18 protein-coding genes and 1 pseudogene are annotated in these 17,295 nt (G+C 62.5%); 15 read left to right on the top strand and 4 right to left on the bottom strand.

Annotated features, from left to right (window positions below):
- Positions 1–152: 152 nt before the first annotated feature.
- The 7 genes from D573_RS0101045 (at position 153) to D573_RS0101015 (ending at position 9,048) form a co-directional block, all read left to right on the top strand.
- A complete protein-coding gene (locus tag D573_RS0101045; RefSeq protein ID WP_026287880.1) occupies positions 153–1,184 on the top strand; it encodes a YafY family protein in 1,032 nt (343 codons plus the stop codon).
- Positions 1,181–1,789, top strand: a complete 609-nt coding sequence (locus D573_RS14920) for a hypothetical protein (RefSeq protein WP_018939159.1) — start codon at positions 1,181–1,183, stop codon at positions 1,787–1,789. The genes D573_RS0101045 and D573_RS14920 overlap by 4 nt, the downstream gene beginning before the upstream one ends.
- A 20-nt stretch (positions 1,790–1,809) precedes the next feature.
- Positions 1,810–2,511, top strand: coding sequence for a YajG family lipoprotein (locus D573_RS0101035; RefSeq protein ID WP_026288002.1), 702 nt, complete (start codon positions 1,810–1,812; stop codon positions 2,509–2,511).
- Between the two features lie 45 nt (positions 2,512–2,556).
- Positions 2,557–3,036 carry an NfeD family protein gene (locus tag D573_RS0101030; RefSeq protein WP_018937347.1) on the top strand — a complete coding sequence of 160 codons (480 nt, stop codon included), beginning with the start codon at positions 2,557–2,559 and terminating at the stop codon, positions 3,034–3,036.
- Positions 3,037–3,065: 29 nt separating this feature from the next.
- Entirely contained in the window at positions 3,066–4,055 is a 990-nt protein-coding gene (locus D573_RS0101025) for an SPFH domain-containing protein (RefSeq protein WP_018937346.1), read from the top strand.
- Positions 4,056–4,820: 765 nt separating this feature from the next.
- Complete coding sequence (locus D573_RS0101020; RefSeq protein ID WP_081618714.1) at positions 4,821–5,528, top strand: metallophosphoesterase; 708 nt, start codon at positions 4,821–4,823, stop codon at positions 5,526–5,528.
- A 253-nt stretch (positions 5,529–5,781) separates the two neighbouring features.
- A complete protein-coding gene (locus D573_RS0101015; RefSeq protein ID WP_026287879.1) occupies positions 5,782–9,048 on the top strand; it encodes a helicase-related protein in 3,267 nt (1,088 codons plus the stop codon).
- Between the two features lie 16 nt (positions 9,049–9,064).
- Here D573_RS0101015 and D573_RS0101010 read toward each other — a convergent pair whose 3' ends face one another.
- Positions 9,065–9,826, bottom strand: coding sequence for a SprT-like domain-containing protein (locus D573_RS0101010; RefSeq protein ID WP_018937343.1), 762 nt, complete (start codon positions 9,824–9,826; stop codon positions 9,065–9,067).
- A gap of 722 nt (positions 9,827–10,548) precedes the next feature.
- Between D573_RS0101010 and D573_RS0101005 the strand changes: the two genes are divergently transcribed.
- From D573_RS0101005 to D573_RS0100995, 3 genes are read left to right on the top strand one after another with little or no spacing between them, the layout of a single operon-like run.
- Positions 10,549–10,788 carry a MazF family transcriptional regulator gene (locus D573_RS0101005; RefSeq protein WP_231362655.1) on the top strand — a complete coding sequence of 80 codons (240 nt, stop codon included), beginning with the start codon at positions 10,549–10,551 and terminating at the stop codon, positions 10,786–10,788.
- A 29-nt stretch (positions 10,789–10,817) separates the two neighbouring features.
- A complete protein-coding gene (locus D573_RS0101000) occupies positions 10,818–11,075 on the top strand; it encodes a type II toxin-antitoxin system RelB/DinJ family antitoxin (RefSeq protein ID WP_018937341.1) in 258 nt (85 codons plus the stop codon).
- Positions 11,072–11,440: a hypothetical protein gene (locus D573_RS0100995; RefSeq protein ID WP_231367847.1), complete on the top strand. Its 369-nt coding sequence runs from the start codon at positions 11,072–11,074 to the stop codon at positions 11,438–11,440. The genes D573_RS0101000 and D573_RS0100995 overlap by 4 nt, the downstream gene beginning before the upstream one ends.
- 92 nt (positions 11,441–11,532) lie before the next feature.
- Here the strand turns inward: D573_RS0100995 and D573_RS0100990 are convergent, their stop codons facing one another.
- Complete coding sequence (locus tag D573_RS0100990) at positions 11,533–11,904, bottom strand: antitoxin Xre-like helix-turn-helix domain-containing protein (protein WP_018937339.1); 372 nt, start codon at positions 11,902–11,904, stop codon at positions 11,533–11,535.
- A gap of 171 nt (positions 11,905–12,075) precedes the next feature.
- Between D573_RS0100990 and D573_RS0100985 the strand changes: the two genes are divergently transcribed.
- Positions 12,076–12,303: a hypothetical protein gene (locus D573_RS0100985; RefSeq protein WP_018937338.1), complete on the top strand. Its 228-nt coding sequence runs from the start codon at positions 12,076–12,078 to the stop codon at positions 12,301–12,303.
- A gap of 4 nt (positions 12,304–12,307) precedes the next feature.
- Here D573_RS0100985 and brnA read toward each other — a convergent pair whose 3' ends face one another.
- A complete protein-coding gene (gene brnA, locus D573_RS0100980) occupies positions 12,308–12,577 on the bottom strand; it encodes a type II toxin-antitoxin system BrnA family antitoxin (protein ID WP_018937337.1) in 270 nt (89 codons plus the stop codon).
- Positions 12,567–12,749 (bottom strand): annotated as a pseudogene (locus D573_RS0100975) (BrnT family toxin); the annotation flags it as partial. The gene brnA and the pseudogene D573_RS0100975, both read right to left, overlap by 11 nt.
- A gap of 163 nt (positions 12,750–12,912) precedes the next feature.
- Here D573_RS0100975 and D573_RS0100970 point away from each other — a divergent pair.
- From D573_RS0100970 to D573_RS0100955, 4 genes are all read left to right on the top strand, one after another.
- Positions 12,913–14,025: a Fic family protein gene (locus tag D573_RS0100970; protein WP_026287878.1), complete on the top strand. Its 1,113-nt coding sequence runs from the start codon at positions 12,913–12,915 to the stop codon at positions 14,023–14,025.
- A 369-nt stretch (positions 14,026–14,394) separates the two neighbouring features.
- Positions 14,395–15,150, top strand: a complete 756-nt coding sequence (locus tag D573_RS0100965; RefSeq protein ID WP_018937334.1) for a type IV toxin-antitoxin system AbiEi family antitoxin domain-containing protein — start codon at positions 14,395–14,397, stop codon at positions 15,148–15,150.
- Positions 15,151–15,523: 373 nt separating this feature from the next.
- Entirely contained in the window at positions 15,524–16,351 is an 828-nt protein-coding gene (locus D573_RS0100960; RefSeq protein WP_155984852.1) for a type IV toxin-antitoxin system AbiEi family antitoxin domain-containing protein, read from the top strand.
- Complete coding sequence (locus D573_RS0100955) at positions 16,341–17,264, top strand: nucleotidyl transferase AbiEii/AbiGii toxin family protein (protein ID WP_018937332.1); 924 nt, start codon at positions 16,341–16,343, stop codon at positions 17,262–17,264. Before D573_RS0100960 ends, D573_RS0100955 begins: the two co-directional genes overlap by 11 nt.
- Positions 17,265–17,295: the final 31 nt, after the last annotated feature.

Raw genomic sequence — 17,295 nt, 5'->3', positions numbered from 1 at the left:
TTTGGGGCCTTTGTGCGACATGACCTGACGCTCCGATGCGATGTACTGGGAGGAACGACAGGGCAGGGGTTCGGTTTGCCATGAGGACGGTGTGGGATAAGGTGGCGGCAAATGCACCGGCATTTAACGGACCGGACGAGAAAGGGAAAGGGATGCCGGAAGGGCAGGGAATGCGCGCCACGTTGCAGCGCCGGATGTTGTTGCTGGGGATGATTCCGCGTCGCCCGAGGCGGCTTAGCGCCCCGGATCTCAAGGAGCGGCTCGCCTATCGCGGTATCGACGTGTCGTTGCGCACGGTCGAACGCGATGTTGAGAATCTCTCCTCTTTCCTGCCGCTGGTCTGCGACGACCGCGAGCGCCCCTACGGCTGGTACTGGTCCGACGAGGCGCCGCTGCAGGATGTCCCGGCCATGGATCCGGAAACGGCCCTGACGCTGCAGATTCTGCATGCCCACTCCGCCCAACTGCTGCCGCCTTCGGCCCGGGCACGACTCAAGCCGCAGGTGGCCCGCGCCCGGGAAGTACTGGATTCCGCCGGCGATGCCTCCGGTCTGAGCCTGTGGCCCGAGCGGGTTCGCATCCTGTCCAACGGACCGCCGCTGACCCCGCCCGAGATGGCGGACGGGGTGTTCCCGGTTCTGCAGCAGGGCCTGCTGGAACGCCGCTGCCTCGATATTACCTACCGCTCCCGTTCGAAGGGGCAGGTCAAGGACCACCGGATCCATCCGCTGGCACTCGTGTTCCGCGAACCGGTCACCTACTTGCTGGCCACGATCGAACCGCATCAGGATGTCCTGCATCTGGCGGCTCACCGCATCGAGGCTTCAACACTGACGGATGTTCCGGCTCGAGACCCGGAGGGTGGGTTCGACCTTAACCAGATCATCCGGGATGGCGCTTTCGACTACCCCGAGGGCGCGCTCATCACCCTCGAACTCCGGGTAAATGCGGACCTTGCCTACCACCTCCACGAGGCGCGGCTGGCGGAAGACCAGCTTATTGAGCGGGGTCCCGATGGCACCTCGCGTGTGACGGCCACCGTGCGCGACACCGCCCGGCTCAAGTGGTGGCTGCTGGGGCTGGGTGCAGGCGTCGAGGTCGTTGGACCCCCGTCACTGCGCGACGCCATTGCCCAGGAATTGGAATCCGCCCGCCTGGCCTACCGCACGAAGGATCCCGCATGAGGGCCTTCCGTGCCTTGCGCAACAGCTGGGCGTGCTTGTCCGGTCGCAGGCGCCTGGCAACGCGCGAGGACATTCGGGCATGGACCGTGGGCAATCTGTTGCTGGAGCTTCCGCGGTGCACCCGCCGTGTTCGGCTTCTGTCACCCCAGCAGGGGCCGTCAGGCGGCGGCTGTGAATGGATTGTTTCCGCCCGCGACCTGGAGCACTGGCTGGAAGAACGTGACCCGCCTGTGGTCGCGGCAAGACCGGACGGGACTCGTCGGGCCTTTCGGTTATGGCTGCAGGCCGCGGACGATCGTGTCGACGCCATCACCGATCTCCCGGACGCTTTTCGGTCCGAACTGCGTGGCCGATTCACGCAAATGGTTTCGGCGATCGCGGGAGAACTTCGCTGTGTGCGATGCGATGACGTCGTGACGGGCCTGGAAGAGGTGTGTGGCGACAAAACCCACGACGGGGCCTTCACCGTCTGGGCGACGCAGACCCGATGTGTGCGAGGGCATGACCTGTTCAGCGAGGCGCACGCGACCGAGCTTTATTTCGGGGGGCGGGCGAGTCGTGACTCGGCCTCTCCATCAAGTCGCAGGCAGCATGCGAGGGCCTGAACCCAACAGGGGAAGAGATGGTGATCAGCGGAAAACTGGCAGGGGTGATGTTGGGCGGGATGTTGCTGGTCGGGTGCACCACGACGCCTGTCAGCCTGGATCCTGCGCAGGGCAGTGACACGGTTGGCGTCGGTTCGGCGAATGTCGAGATGGGTTCCGTTACGGACAGCCGGCAACACGGCTCGAACTGGCTGGGGGCCATTCGGGGTGGTTTCGGCAATCCCCTGCAGACGCTGGAAACCGAGGAGCCGGTGTCCGAGGTGGTCCGCAGCCAGTTCAATACGGGACTTGAACAGCGGGGAATGCTCGCGGAAGAGGGTGAGGGAGCGTTCATCCTGGAAGTCGACATCGAGCAACTGGATTCGAACCAAGTGATGCGTCGAGAGGCGCATTCGAAACTGGATGTCACCCTGGTCGAACGTGGCTCTCGCCACATCGCGTATGAGAATTCCGTTCGGTCAAGCAATGTCGAGGGGGGCGCAGGCGGCGGCATTTTTGCGTCCATCGAGAAGCTGGAAGAACTCCTGACGCGGACTCTGTGGGAGACGATCGACGAGGCATTGGACGACGAACGTCTGCACCGGGCCATCGCCGAAGGACCCTCGGAAACTCAATCCTCCAGCGAGTTGGAGGCGGATCTCGAAGCACTGCGCCGCCTTCGGGATCGGGGCGTCTTATCCGAAGAAGAATATCGTGAGCGTGTACTGCAGTTGGTGGACTGATAGGGCGCGCGGTTTGCCTCGGCCATAAAAAGGAGGGCGAGTGAAATGGAGTTGCTGACGGGGCTTGGGGGCGTCGACCTCTGGCAAATCTGGCTGGTCGTCGCACTGGTGATCCTGATCCTGGACCTGCTGCTCCTGGGTGGGCTCATGTCCGGTGGCGGCGGGATTACCCTGATCGTCGCCGGCGGGGCCTTTGGAGCGGCCGTGGCCGCGGCCTTCGGCGCGGATCTGTCCGGCCAGGTGGTCGGGGGCGTGGCCGGGATGATCGTGATGGCGGCCTTCGTGTTCTGGATCGGCCGGCACTGGGTTCGCGGGGATGACGGCAATCTCCGGACCCAGGATATCCGCGTGGGGCGGGAGATCCTGATCGTCGAGGAGCAAGGGGGGCGTTTTGGTGTGACCTTCCTCGGGGATTTCTATCCAGCCCGTCCGGAAACCGGTGACGAGTCACTGGCTATCGGGGATCGCGTGCGCGTGGTCCGTTTCGAAGGGATCACCGCCGTGGTGACCCCACACTCGCAGTAGCGCACTGACGCGCAAAGGAAGTCTCTGAAATGGAAGGACTCGTAACCTTTATTGTTCTGGCGATTCTCGTCGGCATTTTCCTCAGTATGGGGATTACCATGGTGCCCCAGCGCCGGGCAGTTGTGATCGAGCGTCTGGGTAAGTTCCACCGGGTTCTGAACCCCGGCCTTAATTTGGTCATCCCGTTTATCGATCAGCCTCGGCCGATCACGATCCTCCAGTTCAAGGGAACCGAAAAGATTGTTCGAACCGATACGAAGATCGATATGCGGGAAATACTGCTCGATTTTCCCGATCAATCGGTGGTCACCAAGGACAACGTGGGCGTCACCATCGATGGGGTGATTTATTACCAGATCATGGATCCGCAATCCGCCGTGTATGGCGCGGAAAACCTCGTGCTTGCCATCCAGACGCTCGCCCAGACCACGCTTCGCTCTGAGATCGGCAAGATGGACTTGGACGATATCTTCGAAAACCGGGAAACCATCAACAAGCAAATGGCGGTTGTGATGGACGAGGCTGGACAGAAGTGGGGGCTCAAGGTGAATCGCGTGGAGATCCGGGATATTTCCATGCCGGAAGACATTGTCCAGGCGATGAACCAGCAGATGGTCGCCGAGCGCACTCGCCGAGCCACGGTTCGTGAGGCTGAGGGTTACAAGGAAGCGGAGATCCGTCGCGCTGAGGGTGACCGGGACGCAGCGATTGCCCGGGCCGAGGGCGATAAACAGGAATCGGTCCTGCGCGCCGAGGGCGAGAAGGAGGCCATTCAGCTCATTATCGCGAGTCTGGGCGATCACCCCGAGGGCCCGAAGGCCGGCGTCAATTACCTGATCGCCCAGCGCTACATCGGCATGTTGCCGGATCTCGCGAAAGATGGGGATCGCGTCTTTGTGCCGATGGAGGGAACCGCCCTGCTTTCATCACTCGGTGGCATGCGCGACCTGTTCGGACCCGGGGCCGTGGGTTCTGTGGATGCCGTTGGCAGCCAAGTTTCGGCGCCGGGCGGAAACTAAGGCTTCATGAGGCGGCGTACGGCCGTCAGACTGGATGGCCGTTCGACGGCCGGTTGTGGGGCGTATAGCCCCTCAAGCGGTGCCCGGGTCGATGCCTGTCAGTGTCTCGATCGGGCGGTCGGCCTCTCCGTAAACCGGCTCTTGCGCATCTCGGCCTCCTTTGGCTTTGGAGTCCTCTTTGGCCAGGCAAACCCTGCATGAAAGAGATCCGTTCGGTTTGTTTGCCCGGGCAAACTCCGCAGGGGGAAAAGGCGACAGCACGACTCAGAAAGGTCCAGGGCTGCAAGTTTGCCCGGGCAAAATGATGCGCGGTATGGAGCCTGACCTCGACGTCTCGCACCGGGTATCGTGGTCCGACCCGGGGCGGGGTAAGGGACGTGAATCGAGGCGGCTGGGGCTGGTGTCTCGCTATGGGTGCGCAGCGGTGTTCTGTGCGCGGCATGGGGTCAGACCTTGCCTTTTACCCCTGCTCTGCACCGAGATCACGCGTCCTCGCGGACTCCGGCGGACGGCGTTGCTCGTCGAGATGATCTTCTAGCAGATCTTGACTGGTTTCGCGGGGGGGGGGGGGCTTCGAGAGCATATTGCAAGGCAACTTTTTGCAGGCTATTCATGAGTCCTGCGTCGTTGAGTTTCTTCGACGACACTCGCGGCCCAAGTATGGGCCTTCTCGTAAGTGCCCGCGTTCACAGGCGACAGCAACCCGCCTGCCACCCCGGTCCGCTAGCATAAAGGGCATTACCTCATTCTTGGGTGGCTTTATCTATGTCCGATCCGTATTTAGTGGTGGTAGGAGACCCGCACGGAAGGGTCGCCGAACTATGCAGGCAAATCGCTGAGCAACATCCCACAGCCAGTGCTGTGATCTTTCTGGGCGACCTGACCCTAGATCAGCCACTAACCGACGCTATCTCGGAACTGCCGGATTCGATGGAGGTCGCCTTCATCCCCGGCAACCATGACTATGACCGACCGGACTACTACGACTACATGATGGCCAGCGGCCGCGCTGTAAATTTGGATGGTGTTGTGGTGACGATGGGTGGTATGCGTCTGGCGGGGCTTGGTGGTCATTTTCAGGGCAAGATATGGTACCCGCCTGGGCCTCCCCGCTTCCAGTCTCGAGAAGTCTACGAAGCATCGCTTGGCCCCGTTAAGAAGTCGGGTGTACCGGACACTTGGCGTGAAGGCACTCCACTACGAGTGCTCGGGGCCATCTGGTCGGAGGATGTGGACCGCTTGGCACAGGAGAGTGCTGATATCCTTTTTTCCCACGAAGCACCTTCAACCCATCGGCACGGTTTTGAGGAACTCGACCGCGTTGCTTCCTGCCTTGGAGTGTCTCGTCTCGTGCATGGGCACCAGCACGAAAGCTACGAAGCCTTCATCGGTGACGGCTTGCTCGTGATTGGTCTTGGGCTGGCGGAGATCCGCGCGGTCACGATATGTCCATTGTGTTCGGCTGCACGCTGACGCCTGATGATGGAGGGGGTATGAGCAGTGTCCACTTCCTCGGATTAGGTCCACGCATAACTGGAGGTTTCCGGGTGTAGCGCCCAATCTTGGACCGGCATTCGATTCCTCACAGTGATCTGTGTGCTTCCCGACTTCGGTGGGCGTCTACATTGACCGAATGGACGGGAGGGAAGCATTGCGTGTGGCCTTCCCATCCGCGGATCCGGCACTGTGTCGGTCGAATTCCTGTTTTGGGTCGACGGGTGGCCTCATGAGTCAAGAAGATCCCCTCCCAGATACGGCGCGCACCGCTGATCTCTTTAGCGACTTTCCTGAAGAGTCGCGCGAGGGGCAGGGTGTTTGGCCACCGCCGGATCGGTTCCCGCTGAACGTCGACGGGCGGACGGTGCGCGAGCGGGTGATTGCGGACCTGGTGTCTGCGGACTCGCCGTTGGTGGTGACGGGCTACGGGGCGCTTGAGGAGCTTATTCGTCTGGAGGGGGATCTGGGGGAGGTTCGTCCGCTTCGCGTTCTCTTGGGTAACGAGCCGAGTGTGGGGGAGGGAGGTCACCGCAGTCTGAAGGCGCCGAGCTTCCCCGAGGAAGTCGAACAGTACTGGCTGGATCGAGGAATCGCCCTGCGCCTGTCGGCCCGGCTGATCCATTTTCGGGAGCGACTCCGCGAGGGCGCCGTCGAGGCGCGGTACTGGCCCGACACGCAGCGACCGCTGCACGCCAAGATCTATCTCGGGGCGGGGGCGGTAACGCTGGGCTCGAGCAACTTCAGCCGGAACGGGCTGGAACGTCAGCACGAGGCGAACGCGCGGTTCACCGCAACGGGTGAACCGAGGCGTTACCGCGAGGCCGCGGCGCTGGCCGAACAGTTCTGGTCGCTTGGAGAGGACTACACCGATGCGTTGCTGGCGCTGCTCGAGCGTCTGCTGCATGTCGTCGGGTGGCGCGATGCGCTGGCCCGCGCTTGCGGGGAGTTGCTGGAAGGTGAGTGGGCGAAGGGCTTTCTGCAGCAGGTCGACCGGGAGGCCTTTCGCGCGTTGTGGCCGGCCCAGCGTCAGGGGATCGCACAGGCGCTCTATCTGCTGGACCGTCAGGGGGCGGTGCTGATTGCGGATGCGACGGGGTCGGGCAAGACGCGTATGGGTGCGCATCTTCTGCGGGCGCAGCAGGCGCGCATCCAGGGGGCGGGCGGGATGCCCCGCTCGGTCATGATTGCACCCTCGACCGTCGTGGAGGAGTGGGAGCGGGAGGCATCCCGGGCCGACACCGCGCTGGATGTCTTTTCGGTTGGCCTGCTCAGTCACGGAAGCCGCAAGGCGTGGCAGCTGGATGATGCTTTGAGGCGGGCGCGACTGCTGGCCGTGGACGAGTGCCACAATTTCCACAATCGCCGCTCGCGCAGGACACGGCGGCTGTTTACCAATCACCTTGCCGATGACGTTCTGCTCTTCACCGCCACACCGATCAACCGGAATGTCGATGACCTGGTCCGGATTGCGGATCTGCTCGGTGCCGACAACCTGCAGCCGAGCACGCTGAAGGCCCTGGAACGGGTCAATCGTCCCGGTCGCTGGCACGGTCTGGGCGAGGACGAGGCCGCCCAGCTGCGCGATGAGATCCGTACATTCACCATTCGCCGTACCAAGCGCATGTTCAATGCGCTGATTGATCGCGCGCCCGGGGCCTATCGGGATCACACGGGCCGGCCCTGCCGCTACCCGGAGCACCGCTCGTACAGCTATTCCCTGAACGAACCGGCTGCCGACCGTGAACGCGCCGGTCGGATCCGGGAGCTTCTCGATCAGCTCTTCGGCGTGGTCCAGGTTCCGGCGGTCCTGGAACTGAGCGCCGTACAAAGGCAGCAGGGACTCACCGAGGCCCAGTATCGCGACTACCTGCTGCTCGGGGCTCACAAGCTGGTCCGCTACCGGGTCATGGCGGCCCTGCGATCTTCGCGTGCGGCATTGGTCGAGCACCTGTGCGGAACGGCGGTGGCGCGGGCCGAGTTCGGGTTGGAGCATTACGCCAAGTCCGCCGATACAGGAGATGTGCTGGGCAAGCTCAAACAGCCGGGCCGTGTTCCCGAGAATCGGCTGGGCGTGCCCTTGCCCGCGTGGCTCACCGATGTCGATGCCTGGGAATCGGCTCACGCGCACGACCACCGGATCCTCTCGCAGGTGCTGGAAGAAGTGCGGGCCATGAGCCCCGCGCGAGAACGTGCCAAGGTGGCCCATCTGGCGCAACTGGCGGCGCGCCACGAGCGTGTGCTGGCCTTCGACAGCCGTCTGATCACCATTGCGGCCTTGAGCGTCCAACTCGAAGAGCGGCTGCCGGGCGTCGAGATCTGGCAGGCGACGGGCAGCGATGAGCGAAGCCGCCAGGCGGTACTCCGTGCGTTTCGGCCGGGTGGCGACCAGCAGACCGGTGTGGCGCTGTGTTCGGACAGCCTGTCCGAAGGGGTGAACCTGCAGGCGGCCTCGGCGCTGGTTCATCTCGACATGCCCTCGGTGATACGCGTGGCCGAACAGCGAACCGGACGCGTCGATCGTCTCGACAGCCCCCATGTCGAGGTCGAAGTCTGGTGGCCCCGGGATGCCGAGGCGTTCGCTCTCAGTGCCGATGCTCGATTCCTGGATCGAGTCGGCGCGGTGACGGAACTCCTCGGGACCAATCTCCCGTTGCCGGAAGACCTGCAACAGCGGTCCTGGGAAAGCGTTGATGCCGACACCCTGATCCGCGAATACGAGCGTACGGCTCGTTCGATCGAGGAAGCGGAACCGCATGATGCGTTTGCCGCGGTGCGCGGGCTGGTGGAAGGTTCGGGTGCCCTGGTCGAACCGGAGATTTACGAGCATTACCGGGAGCGCTCCGTGCGGGTGCTCTCAAGGGTCAGCGTGGTGGCCAGCGACACGGTCTGGGCCTTCTTCTGTCTGGCCGGCAGTGCGGACCGGGCGCCGCGCTGGTTCTTCTTCTCGGGCCCGGATGCCGAGGCAACGACTTCGTTGGACAAGGTGGCCGCGGCGCTGCGCGAGCGACTGGCGCGGGATCCGCCCAATGGTGAAATCGACGATCCGGCCGCGAGGTGGCTTGCGCACTTTTCCGAGCGCCTCCCGGAGGCCGAACGGGCGCAGTTACCACTGCGCAAGCAACGCGCCCTGCAAGAGATGACCAAGGTCCTCAATGGATTTTGCGAGGAGGCGGCCCGCCAGAGGGAGCAGGCGCGCCTTGACGCCTATCTCGCTCTGCGCAATCTACTGGAGCGCAAGCCGGAAACGCTGACGGGCGGAGAACCGGATTGGGAGGCGCTTGCCAATCGCTGGCTGGAGCTCATCCGTCCCTACTGGTATCGCCGCCTGACCCAGCAGCGCCGGGGGTTCCTTCGCCTGCGGGATCTGCGCAAGGAACTCATTGAGGCGGAGTCGGAGCTTGGCCCCGAGGTACTGGAGGCGTTTGCCAGCCTCCCGCTTCAAAGCTCTGCGGAGGAGCGGGTGGTCGCGGCCATTCTCGGCATGCCCGCGCGTTGATCTGATGTTGGCAGGGTCACCCTGCGTCTTCGGAGGCGTGGCTCATGGGCTCCATGCAGGAACCACAGACGACCTCGGTTTCCGGTCGCGCCCAGACTCGCGCGTCGCAGGTCGGACAGTTCATGCGGACACGGGGATCCGGGCGCGGCGCGGGTGGCGCGAACACCGCGGGTTTTTCGGCATTGTCGGGCAGGGGGATCGTTTCGGCCGGTGCGGGGGCGCTGGCCACGGCCAGGCCCTGTTCGGCCAGGGCCTCCTGCACTTGGGCAACCGATTCCGGATCGGTGGGGGCATGCCGGTCGAACCAGGGTAGTTCGAACCCGGTGGCCAGCAGGTCCGAGCAGGCTCGGGCGAAGGGCCCGGCCGGCTGTATGTAGTGCGTGACTCGGCGTCCGGTCTGTTTGCCATCCGGCAGGCCGGTATCGCTCGGCACCAGACCGATCGCTTCCATCTTGCCGACCCACTCCCGGTTGTGGTGGTTCGACCGGCTCGGTTGGCCAAAGCACTCCTGCCAGTGATGCACCATCTCGTGTACCAGGGTGGAGAGCGCAACTTCTAGCGGATTCAGGGTGAAGTACCCCGGATGAACACCCAGCTCGTGGATGATCGTGCCGTCGCCGGAGATGAAGCGCTCGGCGTGGTGGTAGCCCCGTTGCCGGCGGGAGCTTCGTAGCGTGATCAGGCAGGGCGGCAGTTCGTTGTCGAACAGCCGTTCGTTGAAATGATCGAAGGCCTGCTGCAGGGCGGAGTACATCGACAGGGTGGGGCAGTCGGTCATGGTGTGTTTCCGAGGTCGAGTTTGGAGCCCCGGGATTGTATCGCCCCGCCTTTGTCACAAATCCTGTCACAAACGCAGCAGGTCGGGACCCCTCCTGGCCAGGGCTCGCTTCGGCCATGGGATTGTTTCAGTACATGCTTCGGCGGGCTTTTGAAGCTATATATATCAAACCCTTAATGGGTTAGTATCTTCTCAATAATCATTTCAATTGGGCGGGTTCGGATGAGGAGCAAGCGACAAGCGGCGCACCAGCAGCTCGGCTTGGCGCTTGCGAAATTCGCCCCGGCGCGCGCGGCTGATCTTGCCCGCGAATTGGGCCTGTCGGTTCCTGTCGCCTTCCCGTAAATTCGGTCCATTGAAACTGGACGTCTCCGTGCGTATTCCGGTCGGAACGTGACCGATTTTGGCCCTGGCGCCGGAATCCGCGGTCACGATCAATCGGAATGGGCGGTCACGATGTGCCGGAATAGGCATACCGCCGCGATTGCCTTTCTCAAGGCGATGGGTGAGCCCCAGGACAACGAGGTGATGACCGCGGAAAACCCTCTCTCACTGGTCCATGCCGCAGCTCTTTGGGCAGGGTGGGCAAGGGATCTCGGTCGTCTTTACGCCGAATGCTGCGTCATTCGTCCGCGAGAGCCGTACGATGGAGTGATCGACCATCTCTGACAGCCGCATGTCGGTCTATTTGGAGTGGCGTTAAACCATCATGCGAGGGTGCCATGCAAAGTGAAATCAAACGCTGGGGTAATAGCGCTGCCGTGCGACTTTCCAGCAAGGTTTTGGCGCAAGCCAACCTTGAGGTATCCAGCCCGATTCATATCGAGGTGAAGGCCGGAAAGATCATGATCGAGGCCGTTCATAAGGCTCCACGCAAGGTGAATCTTCCCTTCTCGGAAGCGGATCTGCTGAAGGGCCTTGATCCCCATGGCGCTCACGCGGATGAGCTGGCCCAGCCCTAGAGGCGCGAGAAGCCCCTGAGGAGGACGCCATGTGTAGCGATTCCGTGGTTCGAGCCCGTATGGACCGTGAAACGAAAGAGCGCGCGACGGCGGCTCTGGAGGCGATGGGCCTGTCCGTGTCCGATGCCATCCGCCTATTGATGCTGAGCATTGCGGAGGAAGGGCGGTTGCCGTTTTCTGTCCCGATTCCGAATGCCACCACCGAGGCCGCGATGTCCGAGCTGGGAAATGGCAAGGGGAAGCGGTCCGGGTCGGCCGACGAGTTGTTTCGGGACCTGGGCCTTTGATCCGTTGGCGCTACACGCCTCGCGCCGGCGCGATCTGGAAGGCATGGGTACTTGTTGGTCTATTGCTGATGGTCGGCGCTGCAGCGGCCGGTAATGCGGTGACCTTTGTCGTCGAGACGACCGAGATCCAGGCGATCGAAGAGCACCAGGGGGTGATGTGGATCCAGCTTGCCCCCTCGTCAGCGGCCCGCCTGGAAGAGGTTACTGCGAAATCGCATGGGAGGGAGCTGGTCGTTGTCGTGGACGGCCTGCAGATCATGAGCGCACGCGTGAATGTGACCATCCGGTCCGGTGTCATTCGTGCAGACGGTGTTTCATCGGACGTCCGTCAACGGCTTATTGACGGGTCTCCGCGTCTCAATTGAAGGGTAAGGCCGGAAAGGTGAAGGATTCGTCGCGGCCGGCGCGGATGCAGGTGCTTTCGCTGCCGCACCACTCGCCAGCCGCGGGCCCGGCTTCAGATGCGAGCGCGATGTGCGTCCACATACTCGACTACGCGCGCTAGCCCCATCACGTTGCCCACGAGGTGACCCGGAACATCGTGCAGTTCGGTATTGGGATTGTGCATCCAGGCCCGAAGGGAGCGCTCGTCGCCGGCCGTAATGGCATCGAGCCCGCGGTAGAGGCGGACCAGCAGGGCCGCAAGCTCCCAGTGCTTGGTGTGTTCGTCCAAGAAGTAACCGCCGGCGTACATGCGGCTGATCGTGGCGGGACTCAGCCCCAGGGCCCTCGCCAGTTCCGACTGTTTCATCCCGAGCCGTTCGGCGGCCCGCGCGACGGCCCGGGTGAGTACCACCTGCCGCTGCTCCGCGTTTGCCGATTGTTTCATGGCGCCCTCCGGGGTGAGATTAAGTCTCTCGATGGAAATCGTATTCTTCCCCGCTTCGTGTGGGAAGACTCCTTGTCGCGCCGGCCAAAAAGAAGCGACCGTTTAGTGTTTGCCTTTCAGAGGAAGCGATCGCATATTTTTTCCTGAAAGGCCGACACGACCACCGATGGGGTGTTCCTGTCGATCAATGAACCCAAGGGTTTCTCACCGACGGCGAGTTATGAGCAGCAGTTCGAGATCAACCGAAATGGCCGGGCCGCCGAACCGCACCCGGAGATCGAGGACAACCGCTACGAGGCGTTCAAGGCCGCGCTTGCGGAGCTGGTCGACAAGCTGACCGAGGCCACCCCGGCCGCGTTCGAGGACGTGGACCGGATCAAGGCAGCGGCAGGGCCATAACGGCCTAATGCGTGCCACCGGCGGCATCGTCATTCAGCGGCTTGTGCGCCGCTTCCGCCTGTAGGCGCTCGACCAGCCACACCTTGATGATGGACTGGCGCGTTACACCGATGCGCGTTGCCTCCCGATCCAGCGAATCCACCACCCAGGCGGGAAAATCGACGTTGATACGCTTGTGGTCCTGATTCACGCGCCGCGCGGAACCAAGGTCGAGATCGCCAACAATGTCTTCTTGCCCTTCGTCGAACTTTTTGTCGAAGTCTTCAGCTTTCATAGAGGTCCACCTCTTTCTTGCGCGAGCGCCTGACGGAGATCAGGCGGATATGGCCCTCCCTGTACGTGACGACAGCGGACCAATGCCTGTCGCCGATCTTCCCGATCAACAGGAACCGTGGTTCCCCCTCCGACCTAGCCTGGACTTCCAGCAGATTCGGGTCTTCCCACAGCGTCGTACCGGAACCCATCCATGATCTGAACTTATACCTTTTTCGCCTATTGTCACGCGGCGGCCGCGGCGCGCGAGCAGGGACGGTTGCTCGGGCGGATGCAGGACGTGGGCAATGCGGAGAAAAAAGCCGCATAATGTCCGCACTGAATGCGGAGAATGTGGTGCGATACATCTGGGAACACCCCGACTGGCCGAAGTGGCACTGGGATTCGGACCGCATCGCTCAGCCGCTTGCGGCCGCGGCGCGCGAGCAGGGACGGTTGCTCGGGCGGATGCAGGGCGTGGGCTTTGCGCTTCGCGAGGAGGCCTGGCTGCGCATGCTGTCGTCGGACATCGTGGACTCGGGAGCGATCGAGGGGGAGCGGTTGCCGCTGGACCAGGTTCGCTCCTCGCTCGCGCGTCGCCTTGGCTTGGAAGCGGGCGGTTTAGTCGCGTCGGCCCGGGATGTCGAAGGCATGGTGGAACTGATGCTGGATGCGACGAGGGACTTTGATCGTGAGTTGACGGTGGACCGACTGTTCGACTGGCATGCGGCTCTGTTCCCCACAGGGCGCAGTGGCATGGTTCGGATCCCTGTGGCGCAGTGGCGCGATGACGGGGACGGGCCGATGGAGGTGGTGTCGGGGCCAGTGGGACGGGAGAAGGTGCATTTTTCCGGCCCACCGGCCGTGCGTGTCCCGGCGGAAATGGATGCTTTCCTTGCTTGGTTCAAGGCACCCGGCAATGCGGATCCGTTGCTGGTCGCGGCGCTGGCCCATCTTTGGTTCGTGACGATCCATCCGTTCGCGGACGGCAACGGCCGTATTGCGCGGGCCATCGCGGATATGGCGTTGACGCGGGCGGACGGGTCGCCGCAACGCTTCTACAGCATGTCCGGGCAGATTCTGCGCGAGCGGGCCGACTATTACGGGATGCTCGAGCAGACCCAGAAGCAGGGTGGGCTGGACGTCACCCCATGGTTGGAATGGTTCCTGGGGTGTCTGCTGCGGGCGCTCGACAACGCGGAGGGCTCCCTCCAAACCGTGCTGTACAAGGCGCAGTTCTGGGAGCGGTTCGCGACGGAGCCGCTTAACGCGCGTCAGATCAAGGTACTCAATCGCCTTCTGGATGGTTTCGAGGGCGGAATGACGTCCTCGCGCTGGGCCCGCATGGCGAAGTGCTCGCAGGACACCGCCCAACGCGACATCGCGGACCTCCTCGACCGCGGCGCGCTGAAGAAGAATCCTGGTGGTGGTCGCAGCACAAGTTATGCGTTGCCGGATGCGACTCCCTGACGTGCGACGGAAGCGGAAGTCTTTCGGATAAACGCGCCCCCTCTTTGCGGGGCTGCGAGCAACCTCTACGGTTTTCAGAATGTGATCATGAACCAGCCGCCCCCATCCGTGAGCTGAGTTAAAGCGACACATCCCCCTCGATGTCCCCCTGAAGCTTGCGGTTCATTCCAAACGGTCGCTGAATCGGGTGGTAAGGGCGCCTCAGTGGTGCACGGCTTCACTGCGGATCGGTAGGCGGTGTGCTTGTTCTGGCCGTTCAGGCTTCTTCTGGATGGTTCGTGCTCAGCATTGCCCGCGTTTGAGAAATTGTTATTTATCGTAGCCACGCTACGATTACGGGCGTTTTCTTGGTTGATACCGGATGGCTTTATGTGGTTTAGTCGTAGTGTGTCTACGACAATCCGATCCCATCTAAAGGCGCTCTATACCAGAGTGCCTCCGGGAACGCCGCTGACCACGGCCGACCTCAATGAGCTGGGCATTTCGGCCGACCTGGCAGTCTATTACGTCCGGTCGGGGTGGCTGGAACGCCTCGCGCGGGGCGTCTATTGCCGCCCGGGTGAGTACCTGGAGTTGGAGCCCAGTCTCGTCATGTTGCAGCGAAAGCTTCCGGGCCTCCACGTGGGTGGCAAATCCGCCCTGGAGTGGTACGGCATGCGGCACTACGTCCTGCACCAACCCACGCTGTGGTTGTATGGCTGGGCCGCTGGGCGGCTGCCGGACTGGTTTTCCGAGCGGTTTACGGCGGCATATCACCGGAAACGCCTATTCAATGAAACACCTGATGCCATGCTGCATGTCGGCCCCTTCGAGCGTCAGGCGAGGGCGCCCGATGTCGCCGCGCCGGAGCGGGCCCTCCTCGAGCTCCTCAGTGAAGTCGGTGTTCGGCAACCGCTGCAGGAGGCTCGCGAGATCGTCGAGGGGGCCTATAGTCTGCGTGCCGATGTCCTTCGCGAGCTCTTGCGCGAGACGAAGAGCATCAAGACTGTCCGTCTGGCTCTGCAGTTGGGACGAGAGTTCTCGCTCCCTTGGGCGGCCAAGCTGGATCCGGCCGAGCTCCCAACCGGCAGTGATCGGCCTTGGGTATCCGGGGCCGGCGATGATCCGCTGGTCCTCAAGCCATGAACTCGGCCTACCTTGAAACGGCGCGCCTGCTGACACAGGTCGCACCCTTCGTGTTCGTGGACGTATCTGACGTCAACTATTTTGGCCGGCCAGAGTAATTGTCGTTAGATGCGGACGACACTTTCGCGTCGAAGGGGGGCGGTGTCCACTTCCCCGGAATCCGCGGTCACGATCAATCGGAATGGGCGGTCACGATGGGCCGGAATCCGCAGCAGGACCCGATTTCGCCGAATGCTGCGCGAACCTACGAAACCTTGTCAGAGACAAAACGCGTGACATAGCGCTTTCGAATTATCCTAATTAGTGCACTTATAGCACCCTGAATTTTGAAATCCCGAAGTAGTCTTGCTGCAATCTTCGAGATTTCTCTATAATGTGCACTATGGGTGCGCAAAGATCGGACAAGCTAAAGAGTGTATTAGAAGCTGTTCCCGCCGGCTTTATGGTGGATGCGCGCTGGCTGGAGAACCACGGCGTCAGCCGGTTCCTCACCCGGAAATATGTAGATAGCGGCTGGCTGGAGCGGTTGGAGCGTGGTGTTTTCCGTCGCCCCTCGCCGCAGTCAGTCCCTCCAGACTGGAAGAGTTGCGTCCTATCTCTCCAAAAAATCATGGATTATCACGTCCATGTCGGCGGCATGTCCGCCCTTGACCTCCAGGGCTACCGGCACTATCTCCCGCTGGGTGCGCATCCGCCCGTGTGGCTCTACGGCAGTGACACACCAACCTGGCTTTCGCGCCTCACCCTCGACGCACCACTCATAAGCCGCCCCCTGTCCCTGTTCGATGACCCGTCGCTTGGTCTGACGGAATACAAAAACGGCAATGCCCCAACTCTGCCCTGGGGCTGGGCGCTCCGAATATCCTCGCCGGAGCGCGCGATCCTCGAAGCACTTGACGAGCTGCCCACGCAAGAGAGTTTCCATAATCTTGACATGATGTTCGAGGGGCTGGCGACGATGCGGCCTCGCCAGCTTACGGCGCTGCTGCAGAGCTGCCGCAAGATCAAGCTCAGACGTCTATTCTTCGTCTTCGCCGACCGCCACAAACATGCCTGGCGCGAGCGCATTAACCCCGACGACTTCAACCTCGGTACGGGTGACCGCGCCCTGATAACGGGCGGCAAGATCCATCCGCGCTACCGCATCGTGGTCCCGCCGGAATTCGTCGATACCCCAACGGAAGATGCCGATGGCCCGTGACGCCTATAGTGCACAGGTAGCGCTTTTGGTGCGCCTGCTGCCCTTCATCGCGGCGGAACCCGTGTTCGCGCTCAAGGGCGGCACTGCCATCAACCTGTTCTACCGCGACATGCCGCGCCTGTCGGTAGATATTGACCTGACCTACCTGCCGGTCAGAGACCGAGCGGAAAGCCTGAGGGAGATCAACGCGACGCTCGGCAGGATCATGGACGCGGCCAACGCCGGCATTCCGCGTCTCCGGGCGCAACGTATCGAAGGCAGCGGTGGCGGCGCCACCCGTGTCCGAGTACGGCTCGACGGCGCCGAAGTCAAAATCGAAATCTCACCCGTCACGCGCGGCGTCGTGCACGATCCTGAACGCCGCGCCGTATCCCCAACGGTCGAAGATGAATTCGGCTATGCCGCTGTCCAGGTCGTGTCATTTGAGGATTTGTTCGGCGGCAAACTCCATGCGGCGGTCGATCGCCAACACCCCCGCGACCTGTTCGATATCAAGCTGCTCTACGAACACGAAGGGCTGACCGACGCGCTGTTCCGTACCTTCCTGGTCTATGTCGCCAGCTCGCCGCGTCCGGTGCATGAACTGCTCGCGCCTGGACTGAGCGATCTGAACGAACCCTATGCCAGGGAATTCGTCGGCATGACGACCAGCCCGATCACCCTCGACGAGCTCGAAGCGACCAGAGTCCGGCTTATCGCCGATATCCGCGGTCGCCTGCGCGGCAACACAGCGCAATTCCTACTGAGCCTGCATGACGGCGAACCTGATTTCAGAGCGATCGGCCTGCCGCAGGCACAAACCCTTCCAGCCGTCCGCTGGAAACTCCTCAACCTGAAAAAACTTGCGAACGAGAACGCAGCCAAGCATGCCGCGCAGCGCGCGGCTCTCGAACATCTCTGCGGCATCTCGTAGTCTGTCGGACCGTGGGTTTGGTAGCGAGCAG

Source organism: Thioalkalivibrio sp. AKL9 (assembly GCF_000377825.1).
Lineage (GTDB): Bacteria > Pseudomonadota > Gammaproteobacteria > Ectothiorhodospirales > Ectothiorhodospiraceae > Thioalkalivibrio > Thioalkalivibrio versutus.
The sequence above is the reverse complement of the archived record's forward strand: the minus strand, read 5'-3'. Positions and strand labels throughout refer to the sequence as shown.

Bases quoted from the DNA above. Each gene is read 5' to 3' on its own strand.
- D573_RS0101045 (WP_026287880.1), top strand. From the start codon at position 153: ATGCCGGAAGGGCAGGGAATGCGCGCCACGTTGCAGCGCCGGATGTTG.
- D573_RS14920 (WP_018939159.1), top strand. From the start codon at position 1,181: ATGAGGGCCTTCCGTGCCTTGCGCAACAGCTGGGCGTGCTTGTCCGGT.
- D573_RS0101030 (WP_018937347.1), top strand. From the start codon at position 2,557: ATGGAGTTGCTGACGGGGCTTGGGGGCGTCGACCTCTGGCAAATCTGG.
- D573_RS0101025 (WP_018937346.1), top strand. From the start codon at position 3,066: ATGGAAGGACTCGTAACCTTTATTGTTCTGGCGATTCTCGTCGGCATT.
- D573_RS0101020 (WP_081618714.1), top strand. From the start codon at position 4,821: ATGTCCGATCCGTATTTAGTGGTGGTAGGAGACCCGCACGGAAGGGTC.
- D573_RS0101015 (WP_026287879.1), top strand. From the start codon at position 5,782: ATGAGTCAAGAAGATCCCCTCCCAGATACGGCGCGCACCGCTGATCTC.
- D573_RS0101010 (WP_018937343.1), bottom strand. From the start codon at position 9,826: ATGACCGACTGCCCCACCCTGTCGATGTACTCCGCCCTGCAGCAGGCC.
- D573_RS0101005 (WP_231362655.1), top strand. From the start codon at position 10,549: ATGCAAAGTGAAATCAAACGCTGGGGTAATAGCGCTGCCGTGCGACTT.
- D573_RS0101000 (WP_018937341.1), top strand. From the start codon at position 10,818: ATGTGTAGCGATTCCGTGGTTCGAGCCCGTATGGACCGTGAAACGAAA.
- D573_RS0100990 (WP_018937339.1), bottom strand. From the start codon at position 11,904: ATGAAACAATCGGCAAACGCGGAGCAGCGGCAGGTGGTACTCACCCGG.
- brnA (WP_018937337.1), bottom strand. From the start codon at position 12,577: ATGAAAGCTGAAGACTTCGACAAAAAGTTCGACGAAGGGCAAGAAGAC.
- D573_RS0100965 (WP_018937334.1), top strand. From the start codon at position 14,395: ATGTGGTTTAGTCGTAGTGTGTCTACGACAATCCGATCCCATCTAAAG.
- D573_RS0100960 (WP_155984852.1), top strand. From the start codon at position 15,524: ATGTGCACTATGGGTGCGCAAAGATCGGACAAGCTAAAGAGTGTATTA.
- D573_RS0100955 (WP_018937332.1), top strand. From the start codon at position 16,341: ATGGCCCGTGACGCCTATAGTGCACAGGTAGCGCTTTTGGTGCGCCTG.